A 23,229-nucleotide genomic window follows, 5' to 3' on the forward strand; every position below is an offset into this window, starting at 1 on the left:
GGTAAAACAGCTACCCTCTAACGGATACGTCAACAGGTATGACCAGAGAGGGCGATGTGGCTTACCAACATTTAATGCAGCCTTTGGATTTGGGCTTTACCCAGCTTCGTAACCGCGTAGTGATGGGCTCAATGCACACAGGCTTAGAAGAAGAAAAAAACGGCTTTAGCAAACTGGCTGCCTTTTATGCGGAGCGGGCAAAAGGTGGTGTGGGTTTAATTATTACCGGCGGTATCAGCCCGAATTTCCGTGGTAACCTGGTGCCTTTCGGTAGTCAGTTGAGTTTTGGCTGGCAGGTAAAGAAACACATTCAGGTGACCGAAGCGGTGCATGCCGAAGGTGCAAAAATCTGCTTGCAGCTGCTGCATGCCGGCCGTTACGGTTACCATCCATTCAATGTGGCGCCAAGTAAAATCAAATCCCCGATCACCCCCTTTACCCCGGGCGAGATGTCGAAGCGGCAAATCAACAATACCATCAAGGATTTTGCCAAAGCCGCGGAGCTTGCCAAAAAAGCGGGCTACGATGGGGTTGAAATCATGGGATCGGAAGGTTACCTGATTAACCAGTTTATTTGCCAGCGGACCAATCAGCGTAAAGATGACTGGGGTGGTGATTTTACCAATCGCATTCGTTTTCCGCTCGAAACCATCAAAGCGGTTCGTCAGCGCTGTGGCGAAGACTTTATTATTGTGTATCGTTTGTCGATGCTGGATCTGGTGGAAGATGGCAACAGTTACGATGAAGTGGTCGAGTTGGCCAAAGCGGTGGCTGAGGCTGGGGTGACCATCATCAATACCGGCATCGGCTGGCACGAAGCCCGCATTCCAACCATCACCACCCGGGTGCCGCGTGCTGCCTTTAGCTGGATCACCGAGCGGGTCCGTAAAGAAATCGATATTCCGGTGATGGCGACCAACCGTATTAATACACCACAAGTGGCAGAGGATATCCTGGCGCATGGCCAGGCCGATATGGTCTGCATGGCGCGGCCGTTTTTAGCCGACGCTGACTTTGTCAATAAAGCGGCTGCCAACAAAGCCGATGAAATCAACACCTGCATTGCCTGCAACCAAGCATGCCTCGATCACGTTTTTCAGAAAAAGCGTGCCAGTTGTTTGGTGAACCCGCGCGCTTGTTACGAAACTGAGCTGAATTTTGAACCTGCAGCAGAGCCCAAAAAGCTGGCTGTGGTCGGTGCTGGTCCGGCCGGACTTGCCTTTAGCGTCTATGCAGCGCAGCGTGGGCATCAGGTCACTTTGTTTGATAAATCGCATCAAATTGGCGGCCAGTTTAATTACGCCAAACAAATTCCGGGCAAAGAGGAGTTTTATGAAACCCTGCGTTACTTTGGCCGGATGCTGGAGTTGCACCATATTGAACTGCGCTTAAACAGCGAGCAAAGCGTGGAGTCCTTGCAACAAGCTGGTTTCGATGAGGTGATTCTGGCCACTGGTATTGTACCGCGGCCGGTTGATATTGAAGGCATTGATCACCCGATGGTGTTGAGTTATCTGGATGTGCTGCGTGATCACAAGGCGGTTGGTAAGAATGTTGCCATTATAGGTGCTGGGGGGATTGGCTTTGATGTCGCAGAGTATTTGACCGAAAACAACTCGCTGACTTTGCAGCCGGATGCCTGGTTAAAAGAGTGGGGCGTGGATAAAGCATACCAGGCGCGAGGTGCTTTACTGCCAGATCACCGGCCAGAGCCGTCAGCTCGTAAAATATATTTGTTGCAACGTAAAACCTCCAAAGTGGGAGCTGGCCTTGGCAAAACGTCTGGCTGGGCGCATCGTGCTTCGTTAAAAAGCAAGGGGGTAGAAAGCATCGCCGGTGTGCAATACCGCAAGGTGGATGATCATGGTCTCTGGATTGAGATTGGTGGTGAAGAACGCTGCCTGCAAGTTGATAATGTCATTATTTGTGCGGGTCAAATGCCGCTGCGGGCATTGCAAGCTGGCCTTGAAGCAACCGGTGTGCCCGTGCATTTAATTGGTGGTGCCGACGTGGCCGCCGAGCTGGATGCGAAACGCGCCATTCGCCAGGGGGCCGAACTGGCTGCCCGGATTTAGTGTTCGTTTTACCTTGCTGCCTTAGCCGGCAGCAAGGCATTGTCTGCCCTCACTTACCCTTTGTTTCAGCTTTCCTTTCACCTTCCCTTGTTGCCAGCAGCAAGCTTTGCTAGCCTGAAAGAATAGCAGGTGCATCCACGCCCCTGTTTGGTGCGTACAAAAGCCGCCTTTTGCTGCATGCTGGTGCAGTTGTCATGATAGTGACATACCGGCAGCCTAAATTACCGCATACGTATGCAATGCAAGCGGCTATACTGCAATGTGGCCATCACTTAGTCAAAATGGCCTCAGCTTTGCAGAGCTCTGTTTGCTATCTTATTTTTTTATCTATTCACAGGGAGTTGGTATGTCAGGTGTGTTAACCATGATTTTAGCCGGGGGGGAGGGGACGCGACTGGCGCCACTGACCGGGATCCGTGCCAAGCCGGCGGTGCCTTTTGGTGGCAATTATCGCATTATTGATTTTGTACTAAACAATTTCGTCAACTCGGATTTTTTGCAAATCTTCGTGATTACCCAATTTAAATCGCACTCTCTGATGAAACACCTGGGCCGTGCCTGGCGGGTATCGGGGTTAACCAATCGGTTTATTGATCCTATCCCGGCGCAAATGCAAACCGGCAAACACTGGTACCTGGGTACCGCCGATGCGATCTATCAGAACCTGCATCTGATCCATGGGTTGGATCCGGAGCAAGTCTGCATTTTCGGTGGCGATCACATTTACAAGATGGATGTGCGACAAATGCTGGATTTTCACCGTCAAAACAATGCCAGCATGACGGTGGCTGCCATTCCGGTGCCAGTGGCTGACGCCCATCATTTTGGTGTTATCGAAGTGGATGCGAGCGGCAAAATGATTGGCTTTGAAGAAAAACCACAAGCCAACCCTAAAACCATACCCGGCCGGCCAGACTATGTACTGGCTTCTATGGGCAACTACATCTTTGAAAAAGGTTGCTTGATCGACAGCCTGGAAACCGACGCGGCGGATCCGGATTCCAGCCACGACTTTGGTAAAAACATCATTCCGAAACTGTACCCGGGCGGGGATGTCTATGTGTATGATTTTTCAAGCAACATGATCCGGGGTGAGCAGGAAATATCCCGTGGTTACTGGCGTGATGTTGGTACACTCGACTCCTACTATGAAGCCAATATGGATCTGATTGCCGTGATCCCGCCGTTTGACCTGTACAACCGTTACTGGCCACTGCGCAGTTACACGCCGCCAATGCCACCGGCTAAGTTTGTGCACGATGAAGCCAATCGCACCGGCCAGGCCATCAGCTCCATGGTATCGTCGGGGTGCATTATTAGCGGCTCCATCGTCTATCACTCCATTCTTGGCTACAATGTGCATGTACACAGCCATGCCTACATTGAGAAATGTGTGTTGATGGGCAACAACGACATTGGCCGGGGCTGCCGCATTCGCCGTGCCATCATTGATAAAGATGTCAAAATTGCACCCAATACCGTTATTGGTGAAGACATGAGCCTGGATAGTCAGCGTTTTCATGTATCTGAAGGCGGTGTTATTGTGATCCCTAAAGGAGCCCGGGTTGGCTTTGATTAAATCTGGCGTTAAAAAAATAAAGGTTCGTTGAATGCGTATTTTGATGTTATGCAGTGAGTACGAAGGGCTGATAAAAACCGGCGGCCTGGCCGATGCCTGCCGGGGCCTGACCAAAGCTCTGGTCGAGGCCGGTCATCAGGTGGTGGTACTGCTACCGAAGTACGCCAGCTTGTACGAGACTCAAACAGATAACTGGCAATCGGTGTATCTGACGCTTGGTCAACGTCCTTTTGGCTGTGCAGTGCGTCATCTGAACAAGGATGGCGTTTCCGTTGGGCTCATCGAGCATCATGAGTTTTTCCAGCGGCTACGTCCCTACGACGATGGAGAACACGGCTATGCCGATAACCCGTTGCGCTTTGCTTTTTTTTGCAAAGCAGCACTGACCTGGTGCCGGGAGCATGGATTTTGTCCGGATATCATTCACGGCCACGATTGGCAAACTGCGTTGGCTGGTGTCTATTTGCACCAGGAACAGACACAGGATGATTTTTTTGCCCATAGTCGTTTTGTGTTTACCATTCACAATGGGGCTTATCAGGAAGTGGTGGCAGCCAGCTGGGCCAGCCAACTGGAGCTGCCGGAAAGCGCGGAGCCAGTCAACCTGTTGCGGCAAGGCATTCTGACGGCTAGCAAGCTAAATACCGTTAGTAGCGGCTACCGCGATGAGTTACTGAGTGAGCCGGCCGCCAATGGTTTAGCCGCGCTTTACCAGCAGCGCCAGGCTGATTTTCGAGGTATCTTAAATGGCTGTGATTACAGCTTGTGGCATCCTGCCGAGGACCCGCATTTGGTGACCAATTACGATTGGCCGGATCTCTCTGGTAAAGCGGCCTGCAAAACCTGGTTGCGTCAGCATCATCAGCTGCCGGACAAGCCTGTGCCGCTGTATGTAGCGGTGAGTCGTATTACCAGCCAAAAAGGTTTTGATTACCTGCTACCGGCTCTGGCGCAGTGGTTGCCGACCACGGATTCTCAGGTGTTGATTATGGGGACCGGGGAGCGGCAATACACCGAGGCTTTGTTTGCGTTGGCGGCTCGCTTTAAGGGCCAGATGAGCTTTGTCATGGGCTTTGATGAAGCGATGGCGCATAAAATTGAAGCGGGCGGCGACTTTTTCCTGATGCCGTCTTTATTTGAACCCTGTGGTCTGAATCAGATTTACAGTTTGCGCTATGGCACCTTGCCGATTGTGCGAGCGACCGGTGGTCTGAAAGATACGGTGGTGCCGTACCCGGAACCTGATAGTACCGGTCTGCATTTTGAGCAAGCAACGGCCGCTGCACTTTTGCAAGTACTGCAACAAGCAGATGTGCTGTATCAGAACCAGCCGGAGTACCAGACCATGCAACAACGCGGCATGAGCCAGTTGTTTAGCTGGCAACAGGCGCGTGAGCAGTACGAAGCGCTGTACCAGGCAGCTTTGGCAGAAAACTGAGCAGTCTGAGTGATTCCTCAGCGGTTGACCTGTCTTGAGTACAAATAGCAGCAAAAGCCGTAGGCAGCCTGAAAAACTTCTGATAGCCTTGTTGCTAACTTTAACGTCGCAGTTTTTGTTCTGAGAAAAGGTTTGATGATGGATGCGATCACGCTACTGACCACACGACAATCTTGTCCGCGTTTAATTGAACCAGCCCCACAGGGGGAGGCTCTGGAACTGATCAAGCAAGCGGCACTGCGGGTACCGGATCATGGTGCTTTGCGGCCCTGGCGCTTTTTGATTGTGCAGGGCAAATCATCGCTGGAACGATTGGGAGATATTTTTGCCGAAGCCGCGGTAGAGGATGACCCGACCATTTCCAATGATTTGCTGGAGCGTGCCCGGCAGCTGCCGCTAAGGGCACCTATGGTGATTGTTTGTATTGCCCGCTGCAACAGCGAGTCTAAGATCCCGCTGCACGAGCAAATTCAGTCCGCTGCTTGTTCGGTGATGGCGATGCAGCAAGCTGCTTTTGCCTTAGGCTACGGTGGTATCTGGCGTACCGGCATGTATGCCGAGATGGAGTTCGTCAAGCAGTCGTTGGAGCTGGGTGAAGACGATGAAATTGTCGGTTTTTTGTATTTGGGCACACCCGCATCAGAGGTGCGCATTCGCGCCGGCCTGGATCCGGCCGATTTCTTTGCTGAGTTTTAATGGTACAGCTTTAAAGCAATCAGCCCCGCTTAAGCGAGGCTGATTCGTTCTGGCTTGCGGTGGCTATTAGAAATCGGCGTTGCCAGGGGTGCGCGGGAAGGGGATCACATCGCGCACATTGCCCATACCGGTGACATAGCTGACCAGCCGTTCAAAGCCCAGACCAAAACCTGAGTGTGGCACGGTGCCGTAACGACGCAAATCGCGGTACCAGCCGTAATCGTCTTTATCCAGGCCCATAGCTGCCAGCCGCTCATCCAGCTTGTCCAGCCGCTCTTCACGCTGACTGCCGCCAATGATTTCACCAATGCCCGGTGCCAGTATATCCATGGCCGCTACGGTTTTGCCATCTTCGTTCAGGCGCATGTAGAAGGCTTTGATGTCTTTCGGGTAGTTTTGCAAAATGATGGGCGCGCCCACATGCTCTTCGGCCAGGTAACGCTCGTGCTCGGATTGCAAGTCAATGCCCCATTCCACTGGGTAGTTGAAGGTCTTGCCGCAGTTTTGCAGGATCTCAATGGCATCGGTGTAGTCCATCCGCACAAAGCTGGAGTCCACCATCTTTTGCAAGCGATTAACGGCGTCTTTATCGACCCGCTCGGCAAAGAAGGCCATGTCGTCGGCACGCTCTTCCAGTACCGCTTTGAACACGTACTTCAGCATGTCTTCGGCCAATTGGGCCACATCGGCCAGCTCAGCAAAAGCCACTTCCGGTTCAATCATCCAGAATTCAGCCAGGTGACGGCTGGTATTGGAGTTCTCAGCGCGGAAGGTCGGGCCAAAGGTGTACACCTTGGAGAGGGCACAGCAGTAGGTTTCTACGTTCAGCTGGCCGGATACGGTCAGGAAGGTCTCGCGGTCAAAGAAATCTTTGCTGTAATCTACTTTACCGGCCTCGGTGCGTGGCAGGTTTTCCAAATCCAGGGTACTGACACGAAACATCTCGCCAGCACCTTCGGTATCCGAGCCGGTGATGATTGGGGTGCTGATCCAGTAAAAACCGCGCTGATGGAAAAAGCGGTGCACGGCTTGCGCCAAGCAGTTACGAACCCGGGTCACAGCGCCATGGATATTGGTCCGTGGCCGCAGGTGAGCAAACTCGCGCAGGTACTCCATCGAGTGGCGCTTCGGTGCCATCGGGTAGGTGTCCGGGTTTTCCACCCAGCCAACCACAGTTACCGAGCTGGCCTGAATTTCAAACTGCTGGCCCTGGCCTTCGGAGCGGGCAATGGTGCCGCTCACGACCACGGAGCAGGCAGTGGTCAGGCGCTTGACTTCGCTCTCATAATTCGGCAATTCAGCAGGCACCACAGCCTGCACGGCATCAAAGCAGCTGCCATCGTGCACAGCGACAAAGGAAATGCCGGCTTTGGAGTCGCGCTTGGTGCGCACCCAGCCTTTGACAGTAACGGTATCGCCAACAGCGTAGCGACCGCTTAAAACATCATGAATCACAGCATCGGACATGCTTGAAAGCTCCGTGTAAGTTGGAAACCTGGCGGTTAAACTTGGTCAAATGATTAAGACGTGTAATGATACTGACGCAGTGACTGAACACAAGTAAAACTTAGGTTTTTAGCGCGTATATGACTACAGAACACAGTGCATTTAAAAATGATCGTCGTCAGGGGCCGGATCTGGTACGCCAGCTGTTTGCCTGGCTGGCGGTACTGGCCTGGGTACTGTTCATTTTGGCTTTGTTGCTGGTGCATTATGCCCGGCCGGAAATGGATACTGGCCTGGTACGTTACTGGGACATTGAAATTCGCGGCGACTGGCATCCGGCGCTGACCAACTGGTTGCAGGCCATGCTGTATGGCACAGCCTTGCTAAGCGCCATCAGCCTGGTGTTAAACCGGCTACGTTTGCGCCGTAAGGATGATCGGCTGCATTTTAACCTGGTGATCCTGCTGCTGGCCTCTATCGCGCTTGGACTTTATCTGCTGCGGCTCTAAAGGCCGCTTTGACTTTAGCCTAAAACGGCTCGCCGCATCGACCAGCATAAGCGGCTGATTTGCTCCGGGCTGATAATAAAAGGCGGCATCAGGTAAATCAGCCGGTTAAAAGGCCGGATCCAAACGCCATCCCCAACAAAATGCTGTTGCAACTTAGCCACATCGACGCTCTGATGCATCTCCAGCACGCCAATAGCCCCCAATACCCGTACTTCTTTCACCAAAGGTGATGCCTGACAAGCGGCCAGCTCAGCGCGCAGCTGGGCTTCAATGGCAGGCACCTGCTGTTGCCAGTGGCCAGCCTGAATTAAACCAACACTGGCATTGGCTACGGCACAGGCCAGCGGGTTGGCCATAAAGGTCGGGCCATGCATCAGGCCGCCAGCTTCGCTCTGGCTGACGCCAAGCGCTACCTGGTCCGTGCACAGGGTTGCCGCCATGGTCAGGTAGCCGCCGGTTAAGGCTTTGCCTAAGCAAAGGATATCGGCAGCGATAGTGGCCTTTTCACAAGCAAACAGGCTGCCGGTGCGGCCAAAGCCGGTGGCAATCTCATCGGCAATCAGCAGGACATCAAATTCATCGCACAGCGCCCGGCACTCGGCCAGATAGCTTGGATGATAAAAACGCATGCCACCATAGCCTTGCACGATGGGCTCCAGCAACAAGGCGGCTATTTTGCTATGACGTTGCTCGAGCAACTGCCGCAGTGGCGCTGTGCTGTGAGCCGGATATTCTTGATCATAAGAACAAGTTGGGGCCGGCAGGAAATGATGCTTTGGCAGCAAGCGGGCAAACATGGAGTGCATGCTATCGACCGGATCGCAGACCGCCATAGCGGCAAAGGTATCGCCATGATAGCCCTTACGCAGGCTGATAAGCTCGGTTTTATCGGTGTTACCCATACCTTGCCAGTACTGCAGCGCCATCTTAATGGCCACCTCCACCGCGATGGAGCCGCTGTCGGCCAGGAACACTTTCGTTAACGAGGCCGGGGTTATGGCTAGTAGCTGCTTGCAAAGGGTCACCGCCTGCGGGTGAGTGATGCCACCAAACATCACATGCGCCATCTGGCTAAGCTGCTCGGTCAGTGCCTGATCCAGCACCGGGTGGCGATAACCATGCACCGCCGACCACCAGGAGGCTGTACCATCCACCAGCCGTTGGCCATTTTCCAGGATCAGCTCGCAGCCCTCGGCGGCCACCACCGGATACACCGGCAACGGATCGATCATCGAGGTGTAGGGGTGCCAGATGTGCTCCCGGTCAAACGCTAAATCAATGCTCATAAAATAACCATCAGTAAAGTTGTGCGTGCAAATCAGATTGACAAGTCAGGGCTGGCGGCTAGACTAGCGAAAAATCATTCGAACCACAATCCAAACGGGGATCCTCATGTCTACAGCCATTCGTCACGACTGGAGCTTAGCTGAAGTGAACGCTTTGTTCGCCTTGCCATTCAACGATCTGCTATTTCAGGCCCAGACGGTGCATCGTCAGCACTTTACCCCGAACGAGGTGCAGGTCAGCACCTTGTTGTCGATTAAAACCGGTGCCTGCGCCGAAGATTGCAAATACTGCCCGCAAAGCGGCCACTACAATACCGGGCTGGAGCGTGAGCGCCTGCTGGAAGTAGAAAAAGTACTGCGCCAGGCCCAGGCCGCTAAAGACAAAGGCGCAACCCGCTTTTGCATGGGCGCCGCCTGGAGCAACCCCAAGCAGCGCGATATGCCGTATCTGATTGAAATGGTGCGTGGTGTGAAGGCCATGGGGCTGGAAACCTGCATGACGCTGGGCATGATTGACACCGAGCAGGCGCAGAGCCTGGCATCCGCTGGCCTGGATTACTACAACCACAACCTGGATACCTCGCCGGAGTTTTATGGCGAAATCATTACCACCCGCACCTATCAGGACCGGCTGGATACCTTGCAGCATGTGCGCGATGCCGGCATGAAAGTCTGCTGCGGCGGCATTCTGGGGATGGGCGAGTCGGCCAACGATCGCTCGGCCTTGCTGATGCAACTGGCGAATCTGCCGGAGCATCCGGAAAGTGTGCCGATTAATATGCTGGTAAAAGTTCAGGGCACACCGCTGGAAAATGTCGATGATATGGACGCCTTTGATTTTGTCCGTGCCATCGCGGTAGCTCGTATTATGATGCCAGCCAGCCATGTGCGGCTCTCGGCCGGCCGCAGCCGGATGAACGAGCAAATGCAGGCGCTGTGTTTCTTTGCAGGTGCCAATTCGATTTTCTATGGTGACAAGCTCTTGACCACCGATAACCCGGAAGCCGATGCCGACATGCAGTTGTTTGCCAAGCTGGGCATTCGTCCAGAGCAGCGCCAGGACGTCTCGGACGAAGCGCACGCACTGGCACTAGCCGATGCGATTAAAGAGCAGCAGCAAGCGCCGCTGTACCATGCTGTTAACTAATTTCTAGCCAGCAAAGACGATGCTATGACGCAACTTGCCACCATGCAACAAACGCTGACAGAGCGCAGGCAGCAGCAACTGCATCGCAGCCAGCGCTGCATGCAGCCGCTGCCGGATGGTAAGGTGCGGGTGCAGGGTAAAGATTACCTGAACTTTTCGGGTAATGATTACCTTGGCCTGGCGCAGGACTCAGCTGTGCTCACGGCACTGGCCGAAGGCGCTGCCCGATTTGGCCTTGGTAGTACCGGCTCGCCTTTGGTGACCGGACATCAGTATCCCCATCAGGCGCTTTGTGAGGCGCTGTGCGACTGGCTCGGTTTTGATGAGGTGCTGTTGTTTAGCTCCGGCTTTGCTGCCAATCAGACGATGCTGCAGACCCTGGTAGCGAACGATGAGCGCATCCTGCTGGATAAGCTAAGCCATGCCTCGCTGATTGATGCGGCCACCGCTCATGCCGGCGGTTTTAAGCGCTTTTTGCACAATGATCTGAGTTCCTTGCAACAGCTACTGACCCAATACACGGCAGGCAAAGCCGTGGTGGTGACCGAAGGGGTCTTTAGCATGGATGGCGACAGCCCGGATCTGGCTGCTATGGCAGCGCTCTGTGCTCAGCATCAGGCACCTTTGCTGCTGGATGATGCGCATGGTCTTGGCGTGTTTGGCGCTGAGGGGCGGGGCAGCTGGCAGCAGCAGAGGATAGCGCCTTCCCAGTTGCAGGCCTTGATGGCGAATTTTGGCAAGGCGCTGGGTGGCTCAGGCGGTTTTATTGCCGCCTCTGCCACCGTGATTGATTACCTGCGCCAGTTTGGCCGTCATTACATTTACAGCACGGCTTTATCACCAGCGCTGTGCTGGGCGCAGCGCAAAGCGGTGCAGCTGTGCCGGCAGGATGATTGGCGGCGCGAGCGCTTGCAGCAGCATTTGTGTTTGTTTCAGCAGCTGGCGCAGGCGGCTGATTTACCGCTACTGCCATCAGGCTCTGCCATTCAGCCGGTGTTGGTTGGCGATGCCAGCCGCTGCCTGGCAGTGAGCCAGGCGTTACAACAGAAGGGCATTTGGCTGACGGCGATCCGACCGCCAACCGTTGCGGCCGGCAAAGCCCGGCTTCGTATTACCTTAAGCGCAGCCCATCAGCCAGAGCAGATCCGTACTCTGGTGGCTGCATTGCAGGAGCTGTTTTGATGTCTGTTCAGGCGCAAGCCATTGCCCGCCATTTTGGCAAAGCCTGCCAAAGTTACAGTAACGCGGCACGTTTGCAGCGCTTAACTGGTTACGCGTTACTAAATCGGCTGCCGGCTGAACCCAGGGGTTGTCTGCTGGATCTGGGCTGTGGTCCGGCCTGGCTGCATCCGGAGCTGGTACAGCGTTGCAACAGCCTGCTGGCGGTTGATTTGAGTGCCGGTATGCTGTACCAGGCCCGGCAGTCGGGATTAGCCAACGAGTACATTCAGGCCGATGCGGCAGCTTTGCCGCTGGCATCGGCTTCGGTGCAGCAGGTTTTCTCCAACCTGATGCTGCAGTGGTGCCCTAAGCCTGCCGAGGTCGCTGCCGAGCTTGAACGTGTGCTACAAAGCGGTGGTAAGGTTGCGTTAAGTACCTTAGTGCAAGGCACTTTAGCCGAATTGCGCCAGGCCTTTTTAGCCCTGCAGCTGTCGCCGCATGTGAATCAGTTCCTAACGGCCGATGCGCTGCTTTTGGCTATGCAGCAAGGCGCTCCGGCTATCGACTGGCAATTGCACAGCGAAACTGTGCAGCTAAGCTATCCGGATGTGTTGTCGCTTGGGCGGGAACTTAAATCGCTCGGTGCCAACTATGTGCCGGATAAAGAGCGTAAAGGCCTTACCGGGCGTCATTACTGGCAGCAGTTGCAGCAGGCTTATCCGAAAGCGGTGGGCCTAAAGGTTTCAGACAGCTCAGCAGGCAGCGTCACAGACACCATCATCGCCAGCTATCAGGTGGCGTATTTGACCGGAGTAAAGCGCTGATGCAAAGCTTCTTTGTCACTGGCACCGATACCGATGCCGGTAAAACCTACGTCAGTCGTGCTTTATTGCAAGGGCTGGCTCAGGCCGGTTACCGGACTGTTGGTGCTAAGCCAATCGCCGCCGGGGTCGATAGTTCCGGCAAAAATCCGGACGCACTGGCGCTGCAGGCCGCCAGCTCCGTGTCGCTGGATTATGCCGCCATCAACCCGGTATTGTTGCAGGCTGCGGTAGCGCCGCACCTGGCGGCTGTGATCGAGCAGCAGCCTCTGGATGAGGCGGTACTCAGCCAGCAGCTGAGCGATCTGAAGCAACAAGCCGAGCTGGTGCTGGTGGAAGGCGCTGGTGGCTGGTTGTTGCCTTTATCGGCCAGCCGTTACCTGTCCGATTGGGTAGCAGAGCAGCAATTGCCGGTGCTGCTCGTGGTGGGCATTAAGCTGGGGTGTTTGAATCATGCCATGCTGACGGTGCGTGAAATTGAGCGCTCCGGCCTTCGCTTGCTCGGCTGGGTGGCCAATTGCATCGATCCAACCATGCAGCTGCAGCAGGAAAATATTGCCGATTTGCAGCAGCGTATACCAGCGCCATGTTTGGGCGTGCTGCCACACCAGCCAGCCGGTGCCAGTCCTAAGCTGCAACAACAACTGGCCGCGACTTTGTTGGCACAGTTGCTGCCAAATTGAGTTAAGGCCGGTTTCTGAGTAACGCGGATAGATCGCTGCCAGCAGTCAGATGGCCCTTGTCGCCGGCTTTAAACTGATAAGCGCCCGGTTCGCCCAGTACGGTCAGTTGCTCGCCCTGGCGCAATAAAGCACTGCCCTCCGGTAAGGCAATAATGGGCATCATCGGCTCTAACTCCATAAATTCAGCCAGCCGCATATCGCGGGTTTCGCCATGAAAATCGGCCGGGTGCTGATCGGTGTAATGCGGGTTCAGCTGAAACGGCAGCAGTCCCAAAGCTTCGAAGGAGTCAGGCTGTACTATCGGCATATCGTTGGTGGTGCGAATGCTTACACCCACCAGGTTAGCACCGGCACTCCAGCCGATGTAAGGCAGTCCTTCGGTTACGCGTTTTCTGATAAGGCCCAGTAAATTCAGCTGTTGCAGCCGCTTTAGCAAGGCAAAGGTATTGCCGCCACCTACCAGGATGGCTTCGGCGTCTTCCACCGCTTGCGCCGGGTTGTCAAAGCGATGCAGGCTGTCCAGTTCAATGCTAAGCGGTTGCAGTGCAGCAGCAACCCTGGCCTGATAGGCATCAAAGTCAACGCTAACACCAGCAAAGGGGATAAACAATACCCGGCGACAACCAGACAGGTGCTGATCGATCCAGTTCAGATAAGGGGCCAGGTAATCGCTGTTATTGACTTTGGAACTGCTCAGAGCTAAAAGCTGCATCATCGTCTCCGTGATCAGATGGGGGTAAGGTATGATAAAGAGGGGGCCAAGTGTACGGAAGGAACAAACGGCTGACAACTTTGCTTACACTCTTTTCGCCGGGCGTTGGTCGTGTATTCATTGAAAATTCAGCCGGCAGCCCTATATTAAGGGCAGTTATCATTTTAAGTGAGGTTTCACCATGAAAAGAGTGCTGTTGTTTTTAGCAACCAACCTGGCTGTACTGGTGGTGCTGAGTATTGCACTGAGTGTTATTTTTACTTTTTTCGGTATTGATCGGTCCAGCATTGGTGGCTTATTGGTATTCGCCGCTATTTTTGGTTTTGGTGGCTCCTTTATCTCGCTGGCGATGTCCAAATGGATGGCCAAGCGCTCCACCGGTGCTGTGGTGATTGAGCAGCCGCGCAATGCCACCGAAAAGTGGCTGGTCGATACCGTCGCCCGGCAGGCCCGTAAAGCCGGCATTGGCATGCCAGAGGTGGCGATTTACGACTCGCCTGAGATGAATGCTTTTGCTACCGGTATGAAGCGCAATGATGCTCTGGTCGCGGTAAGCACCGGCTTGTTGCGCAATATGCGTGAAGACGAAGTCGAAGCCGTATTAGCGCACGAAGTATCTCACATTGCCAATGGCGATATGGTGACGCTGACGCTGATTCAGGGCGTGGTCAATACCTTCGTGATTTTCCTGGCACGTTTGATTGCCGGTGCCATCCGTCAGAACAATCAGCAGCTGGGTACCATGGCGTACTTCGGCATCGTGATTGCGCTGGAAATGCTGTTTGGTGTGCTGGCCAGTATCATTGTGATGTGGTTCTCACGTCAGCGTGAATACCGTGCCGACGCCGGTGCTGCCCGTCTGGAGGGTGCCAATAAGATGGTTGCCGCGTTAAAGCGCCTGCAGCACAACCATGAAAGCCGGTTGGAAGGCAGCATGGCCGCCTTTGGTATCGCAGGTGGTGGCAAGAAGTCAGAACTCTTTATGTCGCACCCTCCGCTGGAAAAACGCATCGCCGCGCTGCAAAACACCCGCGAGTTCTAAACCGCAAAGTGCAATCTACTCCCAAAAACCGGCTCTGCAAGGGCCGGTTTTTTGTACTTTACTATCATAAAAGCCTAAACTGGATTTAGTTAAAGCCCTAAATCTCAGTTAGATAGTAAGATCCTGATTCTTTTCTCCGAATCGTTCTATGCTATTCTTAAACGATAAAGTGTTTCATTCGAGTAGTGAGGTCGTGGTTGCAGCCTATAACCCGTTTATTTCAGTTGCTGGATGCTCGTCTGCTATTGACACTACTGGTCTTTTTTTTGTTTGTGATCAGCTTTTTGCTCTATGTGAATGCTGGACGCGGAATTGAGCGTGCCCACAATCAACGCCTGCAATCCTTTCTGTTAGCGGATGAATTACGCCAGTCTTCAGATGACTTAACCAGGATGGTTCGCACCTATGCAGTGACAGGTGATGAGCGCTTTCGACGGTATTTTGATGAAATTTTGGCGATTCGAAATGGTGATTTACCTCGCCCGGTTGATTATCATCATATTTATTGGGACCTGGTCGATGAATCCGATAACCGGCCTCGCCCTGCTGGCAAAAGTGTGGCTTTGTTGGAGTTGATGCGACAGGCTGGTTTTACAGAGCATGAACTTTCCCAGCTGGTATCTGCCAAGGAAGCTTCTGATGCGCTGGTGAATCTCGAACAAAAGGCAATGAGCCTGGTGGAAACGGGGGATGATACGCTGCGTGAAGAGGCACTCTCGATGCTGCATGGGTCTGCTTACCATGAAGCCAAAGCAGGTATTATGCAACCTATTGATCAATTGTACAGCCAGATGAGACAACGCACAGATGCTGCGGTTGCAAAGTCTGAACGTCAGGCTAGATTACTGCTGATGCTATTTCTTGTACTTGGTGTGATGCTATTGTGGCTGCTATGGCGCTTCAAGAAACGTGAAGCTGCGGTGTTAGGAGCGTCCGTTGGTGAGCTTTATCGACGCATTGAGCAACTGGGACAGGGTAACTTTACAGAGCCGGCGCCTATGACGGATCAACAGGTCAATACGGTGTCAGGTTGGTTGAGTCAAACACAACATCGACTTGCCCAGCTTGAGCAAAATAGGCGACAAGCGCAAAAGCGGTTGCAGCAGTTGGCTCACTACGATCCTTTAACCGGGCTGCCGAACCGTTTTTTATTCGCAGAAAAATTACAACAAGCTATGCAGCATGCGTTGGATAAGAAGCATCTAATAGCTTTGGCTTTTATTGATTTAGATGGTTTTAAAGCAGTAAATGATCAATTTGGCCATCCCTATGGTGATCAGGTTTTGTTGGCACTAAGCCGTCGCTTACAGTATCGTCTTTCTGAGTCCAACTGTGTTGCAAGGATCAGCGGTGATGAGTTTGTCTTACTGCTGCCAGATTTGAATCAGTTGCAGGATTGTGATGCTGTGTTACAGGATGTGCTGTCCGCATTGGCATATCCTGTCCAGGTAAACAGCATCGCTACCCAATTATCGGCAAGTATCGGTGTTAGTTTTTACCCTCAGGAGCCGTCTGTAGAGCCGGAGCAATTAATCAGGCAAGCGGATCAAGCCATGTACCTGGCAAAGCAGTCCGGAAAAAATCGTATTCACTATTTTGATATTGCAGCTGATCAGCACATGAGAACCATGCACCAACGCCTTAAGGCGATTGATGATGGCTTGCAACACAATCAATTTGTTTTGTTTTATCAACCTAAAGTTGACTTTGTGACTGGTCAATGCATTGGTGTGGAAGCACTGATTCGCTGGCAACACCCCGATCAAGGTTTGCTCCCTCCGTCAGATTTTCTTCCGCTTATAGAGCAGCACACTCTTGGGATTAAGTTAGGGCAATGGGTACTGCATCAAGCCTTTTTTCAGCTGTCTGATTGGCAGGCGCAGGGAGTTGAATTGCCGATTTCGGTCAATATAGCAGCCAATCATTTGCAGGCAGCTGACTTTGTTGATCAACTTGAAACACTGGCCATGAACTATCCGGATATATCATTTACTCTGCTAGAGCTTGAAATTGTAGAAACCAGTGCCCTGCAGGACTTTGAACATGCATCACAAACCATGATAGCGTGCTCTAAGCTTGGCGTTTCTTTCTCGTTGGATGATTTTGGTACGGGTTACTCGTCGTTAAGCTATCTAAAACGACTGCCTATCAGCACACTCAAGCTGGATCAAAGTTTTGTACGGGATATTCTGACCGATTCAGAAGATCTTGCCATTTTGCAAGGCGTTGGGTTACTTGCTGCCAGCTTTCAGCTAAAAACCATTGCTGAAGGGGTAGAAAGTAGCGCCCATATTGAGAAGTTGCTGGAAATTGGCTACCGGTATGGCCAAGGTTATGGTATTGCCAGGCCCATGCCAATAGAGCGTTTAACGGAGTGGTTGGCTAACAATCAGCAAACCTGACATTGGCCAAAAACATCCAACGCAACACATCATGGTTGTTATCTTACAGTATTCGAATTGCTCCGTTATCCACTGTTTTTCAAAAAGGTGTCATATTATGTCATGGTCCACTGCAAACATCTTTTTTGAAGCTTGCAGCGACATTATCCGATGGAGCAGCTAAGCATCTTTTCGTGCTAAAGTGATGTTAAACTTCTTTTGTGAGTGCGCCATGACTCCGACAAAGCTGGCTCCAAAACGTGAAATCTTCGGCTGGGCGATGTTTGATTTCGCCAATCAGGCCTATACCTTACTGATTATCACCGTGATCTACGGTGATCTTTTTACCCGCATTGTGGTTGGGGACAGTCCTGACTACCGCACCGGCAATTTGCTGTGGAGCCTGTCGTTGGCTATCAGTTATTTGCTAGTGGTGGTGGTGAATCCGGTCTGTGGCGCTGTGATGGATTTTTCTGCCAGCCGCAAACGCTTTTTATTCGCCAGTTACCTGCTCACCGTCGGTGCGACGGCGCTGCTCTATCTGGTCGAGCCCGGCTGGATCGTGCCGGCCATGTTGCTGATTATTGTCTCAAATTTTGCCTATGCCATTGGCGAGGGCTTTATTGCCAGCTTTTTAACCGATCTGGGGCCGCGCAAGGCGCTCGGCTGGATCTCTGGCCTTGGCTGGAGCCTGGGTTATGTCGGTGGCCTAATAGCAACGGCCTTTACCCTGTACTTTCTGGGCGAAGTTTCGCTGGAGAACTACGACACCATCCGCTATGTCGGGCCTTTTGCTGCTGTGTTTTTCTTACTGGCGGCCATTCCTACCTTTGTGTTTTTGCGCGAGCGGGGCACGAAGCGCACTTTGCCGTCAGGCCAAACGCTGCTCAGAGCCGGCCTGGCACGCCTTAAGCAAACCTGGCAGCATCTGCCGCAATTTCGCGATCTGCGTACCTTACTGATTTCGGTGTTCTTTGCCATGGCCGGCATTTACATCATCATTGCGTTTTCCTTTATCTACGGTGCTCAGGTGATTGGCTGGGATGAGCAAGTAAGGGTGTTGATGTTTGTTACCGTACAGATCACCGCTGCCCTTGGTGCAGTAGGCTTTGGCTTTTTGCAAAGTGCGATTGGCGCCCGCACCACCTACATTCTCACCTTGTTGTTGTGGCTACTGGCAATTTTGGCGATTTGGCAAACCCCCTGGCTTACCGTGGTCAGCCACCATCTGCTGAACGTCGATTGGCAGGCGCAGTATGTGTTTTTATTTGCCGGTGTGTTGGCCGGGGCCAGTTTAGGGGCGTCGCAATCGGCGGCCCGGGCTTTGGTCGGGGTGCTGACACCGAATGTGAAATCGGCAGAGTTTTTTGGCTTCTGGAGCATGACGACCAAGCTGGCCGCTGTCTTTGGCATGGTCGGACTTGGCTTGATGCAGTGGGCCTTTGGTCTGGCGGATGCCATTATCTTTTGTTTGCTGTTGTTTGCATTGGCGATAGTGGCGGTACTGCCGCTCAATGAAAGTCGGGGCAGTGCGGTGGCCGAAGCCTGGCAGGATAAAGAGTAGGGAAGTTGCTGACGGTTCACGAAAACCGTCAGCAGGGGTTAGCTTACTGGCTATGCTGCTGATAAAGCTTTACCCACTCGGTTAGCAGGCGCACACCATGGCCAGTACTGCCTTCCGGGTGAATACCACTGGCGCTGGCAGTGAAGGCTTCGCCGGCCATATCAATATGCACCCAGGGCGTATCACCGGCAAAGTGCTGCAGGAAAATAGCCCCGGCCTGAGCACCTGGTGAGCCGGTATTGATGCGATCGGCTATGCGACTACGTACTATGTTGTCGTAACCATCGAGTGGCATCGGCCATACCCGCTCTTCTACCAGCTCGCCAGCCTGGCGCAGCGTTTGTTCTATGGCACTGTGCTGGGTAAAAATAGCGGAATAAGCGTTGCCAAGGGCTCCGACTTTGGCACCTGTCAGGGTAGCGATATCGGCAATCACCCTTGCGTTTAAGTGCTCGCGGGCGTACCAGATGCCATCGGCCAGGATCAAGCGACCTTCGGCATCAGTGTTGCCTACCTCAATGGTGGTGCCATCACCGGCGGTGACCACATCGCCTGGCAAATAGGCATCGCCAGAGATCATGTTGATGGAAAGCGGCACCACGCCAACCACATGCGCTGGTGCTTTTTGGCCAGCCAGGGATTTTATGGCACCTACCACAGCTGCACCACCGGCTTTGTCGGTGTGCATCCGCAAAATGGAGGCTGCCTGAGTTTTCAGATTGTAACCACCGGTATCAAAGCTGTTACCTTTACCCACTAAAGCGATAGGTGCTTCGTCGTCATTGCCGCGCCAGCGTGCCACCAGCAGGTGTGCTTTCATATGGCTGCCCTGACTAACGCCATACAAAGCGCCCATACCAAGGGCTTTGACTTGCTCTGGGCCCAAAATAGTCACTTCCACCCCGAGCGGCTCCAGCACTTGCTGGGCATAGCGGGCAAAAGCTTCCGGGTAACCATCGCTGCCGGGCAGGTTGGTTAGCTCTCTGGCTGTAAAAACGCCCTGTGCCAGAGCCTGTTTTTGTTCGAATTTAGCGCGGGCATCGGTTGCAAGTGCCACTTGCCAGCTGTAGCGTTGGGCCGGACGGGCATCAGGCTTGCTTTTGTAACGATCAAAGCGGTAGTTACGCAGCTCAACACCATGAGCAATAGCCGCAGTAATGCGGTGATTATCACCGGCATTGGCAATCAGTTGACTGTGTACATGCACAGTTTCTGCTTTGGTGCCATTGACCCAGCTGCTTAAGCTGGCGCCCATTTCTTCGGCTTTGGCACGGCTAAGCTCAGCAGGGTTGCCAACGCCCAATAGCAGTAAACGTCCATAATTCAGGCCGACAGGGGCCACTATCTCCAGCTGTGATCCGGCTTTGCCTTCAAAGGCAGCCACACTGATGGCACGATTGATATGATTGCGGCTGGCACGATCCCAGCCAGCTAAACGCAGCTCACCGGCATTTTCTGGGACTAACACCACCAGTAAGTCGGCTTGTTGTATCGACTCGGTGACATTAAATTGGGTATGGATGTAAGGGGCTGGCGTAGCCGCCGAAACGGCAGGGCTAAGTAAGGTGCTGCCAGTTAAAACAGCGCCAATACTGAGCGCAAGCAGAGTTTTCATAAGGGACCTCGTTGTTGTTGTAAAGCTATGTTATTGTTTTCTGAAACCTATTATCGGGACTTTTCAGGGCATTGCAAGCGCAGTGGCTGATCGCTGAAAATCCAGTCTACGCCTCGGTTGACCTCGCGGTTCAGAATATCTGGGTGATTCACCTGGCCGGTACCGGTTTGTTTACCAGCCGCTTTTAACTGTTGCAGAATAGTGGGCGAGAGCAAGGCAAAAGAACCGGCCACAGCGCCGTGTCCAAGAGTCAGGTTTTGCTGCACGATGTGCTGGGTGTTGGTCAGAGCAACGTCAACCAGCGCACTGGGTGGTAAAAACCGAAAGCCTTCAAGATGATCCGGCTCGAGGCTTAGTAAATGAAAATGCTTGTCTGGCTCCAGATCATGCAGCAGGGTTTTGAGCTGGTTGGGTAGCTGCGGCCGTTGTCGCCATGACTCTTTAATCTCTATCATCAGATGCAACTGCTTGCCATAGCGCTCAATCACTTCTTGCAAATGGGGAATGGCGGGCAGCGCCCGGCGTAAATCGGCAAAGCAGGTCTCGGCAATCACCAGATCTGGCCGGTTGAATAAACGACCACAGGCCGGGTCATGGTGCACCACCGGCTCGCCATCCAGGGTTAAGTGGATATCGAGCTCAATGCCCCAGATCCCGTGCACCAGGCAACGCTCAAAAGCTGGCATCGTGTTTTCGAAGATGCTGGTGCCATCCTGTTGGTTGGATCTGTGGTAGGCTCCCCGATGGGCAACCAACTTAACCCCGCTGGGGTCCACATCAGGCTGACAGCCGGAGCTAAAGCGCCACAATTGGTTGGCCAGGCTGTTAAGGTAATCTGTCCAATTGACCACGTTGAGAATCCTATCTTGAACCAGGCTATTGGTTTTACAGTAAAATCATAGCAGTTACAGGATCACTGCACTACTATTAAGGCTCTCAGATGGTAAGGATAGGGAGGAAATCCATGTTGGCTGTCTCTTCTTGGCGCAAACTTCTGCTGCATTTCATTTGGACTTGCTTGCTGGCCGTGCTGCTTAGCACCCTGGCGCAAACTCAGTTTAACTTATTGGCCCTGCAGCAACTTGGTGTTGCTATTCCATTCAGTGAGCGATTGACAACCAGCCTGCATGATTTGCGTCATTTTGCGCCTGTCTACGCGGCTATTTTTAGCTGCAGCTATCTGGTATCACAGGGTATAGCGCTCTGGCTAACAAGGTGGGTAGCTGCACGCTGGCAGTTGGCTTTATTTGCTCTGGCTGCAGCTGGCGGTTTGTTGTGTACCTTGTTATTGGTGAATGCGCTTGCACCGATGCCGACTTTGATCGCAGCCAGCCGCACTCTAATGGGCTTATTTAGCTTGTTGCTAATGGCTGCCTTGGCTGGTGCTCTGTTTGCCAGAGCCTTGCAACAATCGTCAGCAGCCGGATCAAGCAGGGCAGTTGATGTCAGTGCGCTGGCAGCACTGCTGCTCCCTGTAGTGCTGCTCAATGGGCTAGCCACACCAGCTGCAAGCGCTGCAGAGAGCAATTATCGGATTGAAACTTTGGTCAAGGAGCTGGAACATCCTTGGTCTTTGGCCTTTTTATCCGGTGGCACCATGCTCGTGACGGAGCGGCCTGGTCGGTTGCGGTTGATCCATGCAGATGGCAGATTGGAGCCAGAACCCATTGCCGGGCTTCCAGCAGTGTTTGCTTCCGGCCAGGCGGGGCTGTTTGATGTGGTACCAGCCCCTGATTTTGCCCAAAGCCAACAGATATTTCTTAGTTATTCTTGTGGCCGCATGCGAGCTAATCATACTTGCCTGGCCAGTGCCCGCCTGGATTTAAGCCGGTTGGAATTAACTGAGCTGACTGAGATTTTCCGGACCTATCCGGCCAAAACCGGCAATGCTCATTACGGTGGACGCTTAGCATTTCTGGCCGATGGTAGCTTGGCCCTTAGCCTTGGGGATGGTTTTGATTACCGTGAAGAAGCGCAGCGGTTAAGCAGTCATCTGGGCAGCATCGTGCGGCTCTGGCCGGATGGCTCAGTACCTGAAGATAATCCTTTTGTGGGTCAGGCAGGTGCTTTAGCAGAAATCTACAGTTATGGTCATCGCAATGTGCAAGGGCTGGTGTATGATAGCGCTAATCAGCAGCTGTTTAGTCACGAGCACGGCCCCAAAGGCGGCGATGAACTCAATCGTATTCAGCCGGGCGTGAATTATGGCTGGCCTGTGGTGACCCAGGGCATTGATTACACCGGTGCTCGTATCACCCCTTTTACCGCCTATCAGGGCATGCAGCTACCGTTGCTCGACTGGACCCCTTCGATAGCTCCTTCTGGACTCACCCTGTACCAGGGCGACTTATTTGTCGGCTGGCAGGGCGATCTACTGGTGGGTGCTTTGGCTGGGCGTCAGCTGCAGCGGGTTCGTTTGACAGAGCAAGGAGCAGAGATTGTTGAAGTACTGTTGGCTGAGCTGGCCGAGCGGATACGTGATGTCCGCACCGGGCCAGACGGCGCCTTGTATGTATTAACCGATGATGCGTGTGGGCGTTTGCTTAGAATTACCCCAGCGCAGGATGGAGCAGGAGCAAAAGTGCATTGAAGCCAATAAGGAATGAAGTCAGCCCCATTGGCTGGCGGGAATGGGTGGCACTGCCTGAGCTGCAGATCCCACACATTAAGTGCAAAGTAGATACGGGTGCACGCAGCTCAGCTTTGCACGCATTTTCTGTGGAGCCATTTCAAAAAGAAGGCGAGGAGTGGGTCCGTTTTGGCATGCACCCGCTGCAACACGATAACGAGCAAGTGATTTGGTGTGAAGCCAAAGTGCATGATAAACGCGAAGTGACCGACTCGGGCGGGCATACCACTGAGCGTTATTTTATCAAAACCGAAGTAATGGTTGGCCACGAGTGCTTCGCCATTGAGGTGTCACTGACCAGCCGTGACACCATGCTCTTTCGGATGTTGCTGGGCCGCGAGGCCTTACGCCATCGTTTTGTGGTCGTGCCGGAAGCTTCTTATTTGCAGCCGTTGCGTGCTGACGAGGCCAACCAATGAGCTGTTATCAAATTAAGGTTATGTCT

General features: G+C 53.2%; 19 protein-coding genes. 14 read left to right on the forward strand and 5 right to left on the reverse strand.

Going from position 1 to position 23,229, the window contains the following annotated elements; all coding sequences use genetic code 11:
- Positions 1-38 precede the first annotated feature (38 nt).
- The 4 genes from JJU14_RS04020 to JJU14_RS04035 all read left to right on the forward strand — a co-directional run bounded on the left by JJU14_RS04020 (position 39) and on the right by JJU14_RS04035 (position 5,788).
- Positions 39-2,075 carry an NADPH-dependent 2,4-dienoyl-CoA reductase gene (locus tag JJU14_RS04020; RefSeq protein WP_300976151.1) on the forward strand — a complete coding sequence of 679 codons (2,037 nt, stop codon included), beginning with the start codon at positions 39-41 and terminating at the stop codon, positions 2,073-2,075.
- Positions 2,076-2,421: 346 nt separating this feature from the next.
- Complete coding sequence (gene glgC, locus JJU14_RS04025) at positions 2,422-3,654, forward strand: glucose-1-phosphate adenylyltransferase (RefSeq protein WP_228611315.1); 1,233 nt, start codon at positions 2,422-2,424, stop codon at positions 3,652-3,654.
- Positions 3,655-3,685: 31 nt separating this feature from the next.
- Positions 3,686-5,092: a glycogen synthase gene (locus JJU14_RS04030; protein ID WP_228611316.1), complete on the forward strand. Its 1,407-nt coding sequence runs from the start codon at positions 3,686-3,688 to the stop codon at positions 5,090-5,092.
- Between the two features lie 138 nt (positions 5,093-5,230).
- Positions 5,231-5,788, forward strand: a complete 558-nt coding sequence (locus JJU14_RS04035) for an NAD(P)H nitroreductase (RefSeq protein WP_228611317.1) — start codon at positions 5,231-5,233, stop codon at positions 5,786-5,788.
- A gap of 66 nt (positions 5,789-5,854) precedes the next feature.
- On the opposite strand, the gene asnS is transcribed toward JJU14_RS04035, so the two are convergent.
- Positions 5,855-7,255, reverse strand: coding sequence for an asparagine--tRNA ligase (gene asnS, locus JJU14_RS04040; RefSeq protein WP_228611318.1), 1,401 nt, complete (start codon positions 7,253-7,255; stop codon positions 5,855-5,857).
- 119 nt (positions 7,256-7,374) lie between these two features.
- Between asnS and JJU14_RS04045 the strand changes: the two genes are divergently transcribed.
- Entirely contained in the window at positions 7,375-7,743 is a 369-nt protein-coding gene (locus tag JJU14_RS04045) for a hypothetical protein (protein WP_091339867.1), read from the forward strand.
- A gap of 14 nt (positions 7,744-7,757) precedes the next feature.
- On the opposite strand, the gene bioA is transcribed toward JJU14_RS04045, so the two are convergent.
- Complete coding sequence (bioA, locus tag JJU14_RS04050) at positions 7,758-9,029, reverse strand: adenosylmethionine--8-amino-7-oxononanoate transaminase (RefSeq protein WP_228611319.1); 1,272 nt, start codon at positions 9,027-9,029, stop codon at positions 7,758-7,760.
- A 106-nt stretch (positions 9,030-9,135) separates the two neighbouring features.
- On the opposite strand from bioA, the gene bioB reads away from it, so the two are divergent.
- Genes bioB through bioD form a run of 4 tightly spaced genes read left to right on the forward strand, consistent with a single transcriptional unit; the run spans position 9,136 to position 12,841 of the window.
- Entirely contained in the window at positions 9,136-10,176 is a 1,041-nt protein-coding gene (gene bioB, locus JJU14_RS04055; RefSeq protein WP_228611320.1) for a biotin synthase BioB, read from the forward strand.
- A 24-nt stretch (positions 10,177-10,200) separates the two neighbouring features.
- Positions 10,201-11,358, forward strand: coding sequence for an 8-amino-7-oxononanoate synthase (locus JJU14_RS04060; protein ID WP_228611321.1), 1,158 nt, complete (start codon positions 10,201-10,203; stop codon positions 11,356-11,358).
- Positions 11,358-12,161, forward strand: coding sequence for a methyltransferase domain-containing protein (locus JJU14_RS04065; RefSeq protein WP_228611322.1), 804 nt, complete (start codon positions 11,358-11,360; stop codon positions 12,159-12,161). The genes JJU14_RS04060 and JJU14_RS04065 overlap by 1 nt, the downstream gene beginning before the upstream one ends.
- The gene (bioD, locus tag JJU14_RS04070) at positions 12,161-12,841 is read left to right on the forward strand and encodes a dethiobiotin synthase (protein ID WP_228611323.1); all 681 of its coding nucleotides are present in this window, start codon (positions 12,161-12,163) and stop codon (positions 12,839-12,841) included. The genes JJU14_RS04065 and bioD overlap by 1 nt, the downstream gene beginning before the upstream one ends.
- Position 12,842: 1 nt before the next feature.
- Here the strand turns inward: bioD and pepE are convergent, their stop codons facing one another.
- Positions 12,843-13,553, reverse strand: a complete 711-nt coding sequence (pepE, locus tag JJU14_RS04075) for a dipeptidase PepE (RefSeq protein WP_228611324.1) — start codon at positions 13,551-13,553, stop codon at positions 12,843-12,845.
- A gap of 181 nt (positions 13,554-13,734) precedes the next feature.
- On the opposite strand from pepE, the gene htpX reads away from it, so the two are divergent.
- The 3 genes from htpX to JJU14_RS04090 all read left to right on the forward strand — a co-directional run bounded on the left by htpX (position 13,735) and on the right by JJU14_RS04090 (position 18,540).
- The gene (htpX, locus tag JJU14_RS04080) at positions 13,735-14,595 is read left to right on the forward strand and encodes a protease HtpX (RefSeq protein ID WP_228611325.1); all 861 of its coding nucleotides are present in this window, start codon (positions 13,735-13,737) and stop codon (positions 14,593-14,595) included.
- A gap of 197 nt (positions 14,596-14,792) precedes the next feature.
- The gene (locus JJU14_RS04085) at positions 14,793-16,997 is read left to right on the forward strand and encodes an EAL domain-containing protein (protein WP_228611326.1); all 2,205 of its coding nucleotides are present in this window, start codon (positions 14,793-14,795) and stop codon (positions 16,995-16,997) included.
- Between the two features lie 211 nt (positions 16,998-17,208).
- Positions 17,209-18,540: an MFS transporter gene (locus JJU14_RS04090; RefSeq protein WP_228611327.1), complete on the forward strand. Its 1,332-nt coding sequence runs from the start codon at positions 17,209-17,211 to the stop codon at positions 18,538-18,540.
- A 43-nt stretch (positions 18,541-18,583) separates the two neighbouring features.
- Here JJU14_RS04090 and JJU14_RS04095 read toward each other — a convergent pair whose 3' ends face one another.
- Both JJU14_RS04095 and JJU14_RS04100 read right to left on the reverse strand, forming a co-directional pair.
- A complete protein-coding gene (locus JJU14_RS04095) occupies positions 18,584-20,155 on the reverse strand; it encodes a leucyl aminopeptidase (protein ID WP_228611328.1) in 1,572 nt (523 codons plus the stop codon).
- A gap of 50 nt (positions 20,156-20,205) precedes the next feature.
- Positions 20,206-21,006, reverse strand: coding sequence for a glycerophosphodiester phosphodiesterase (locus tag JJU14_RS04100; protein WP_228611329.1), 801 nt, complete (start codon positions 21,004-21,006; stop codon positions 20,206-20,208).
- A 113-nt stretch (positions 21,007-21,119) separates the two neighbouring features.
- Here JJU14_RS04100 and JJU14_RS04105 point away from each other — a divergent pair, with 113 nt between their 5' ends.
- Positions 21,120-22,745, forward strand: coding sequence for a PQQ-dependent sugar dehydrogenase (locus JJU14_RS04105; RefSeq protein WP_228611330.1), 1,626 nt, complete (start codon positions 21,120-21,122; stop codon positions 22,743-22,745).
- A complete protein-coding gene (locus JJU14_RS04110) occupies positions 22,742-23,203 on the forward strand; it encodes an ATP-dependent zinc protease (protein ID WP_228611331.1) in 462 nt (153 codons plus the stop codon). Before JJU14_RS04105 ends, JJU14_RS04110 begins: the two co-directional genes overlap by 4 nt.
- The last annotated feature ends 26 nt before the right edge of the window (positions 23,204-23,229 follow it).

The sequence above is a fragment of the Alkalimonas sp. genome (genome assembly GCF_020831925.1).
Lineage (GTDB): Bacteria > Pseudomonadota > Gammaproteobacteria > Enterobacterales > Alteromonadaceae > Alkalimonas.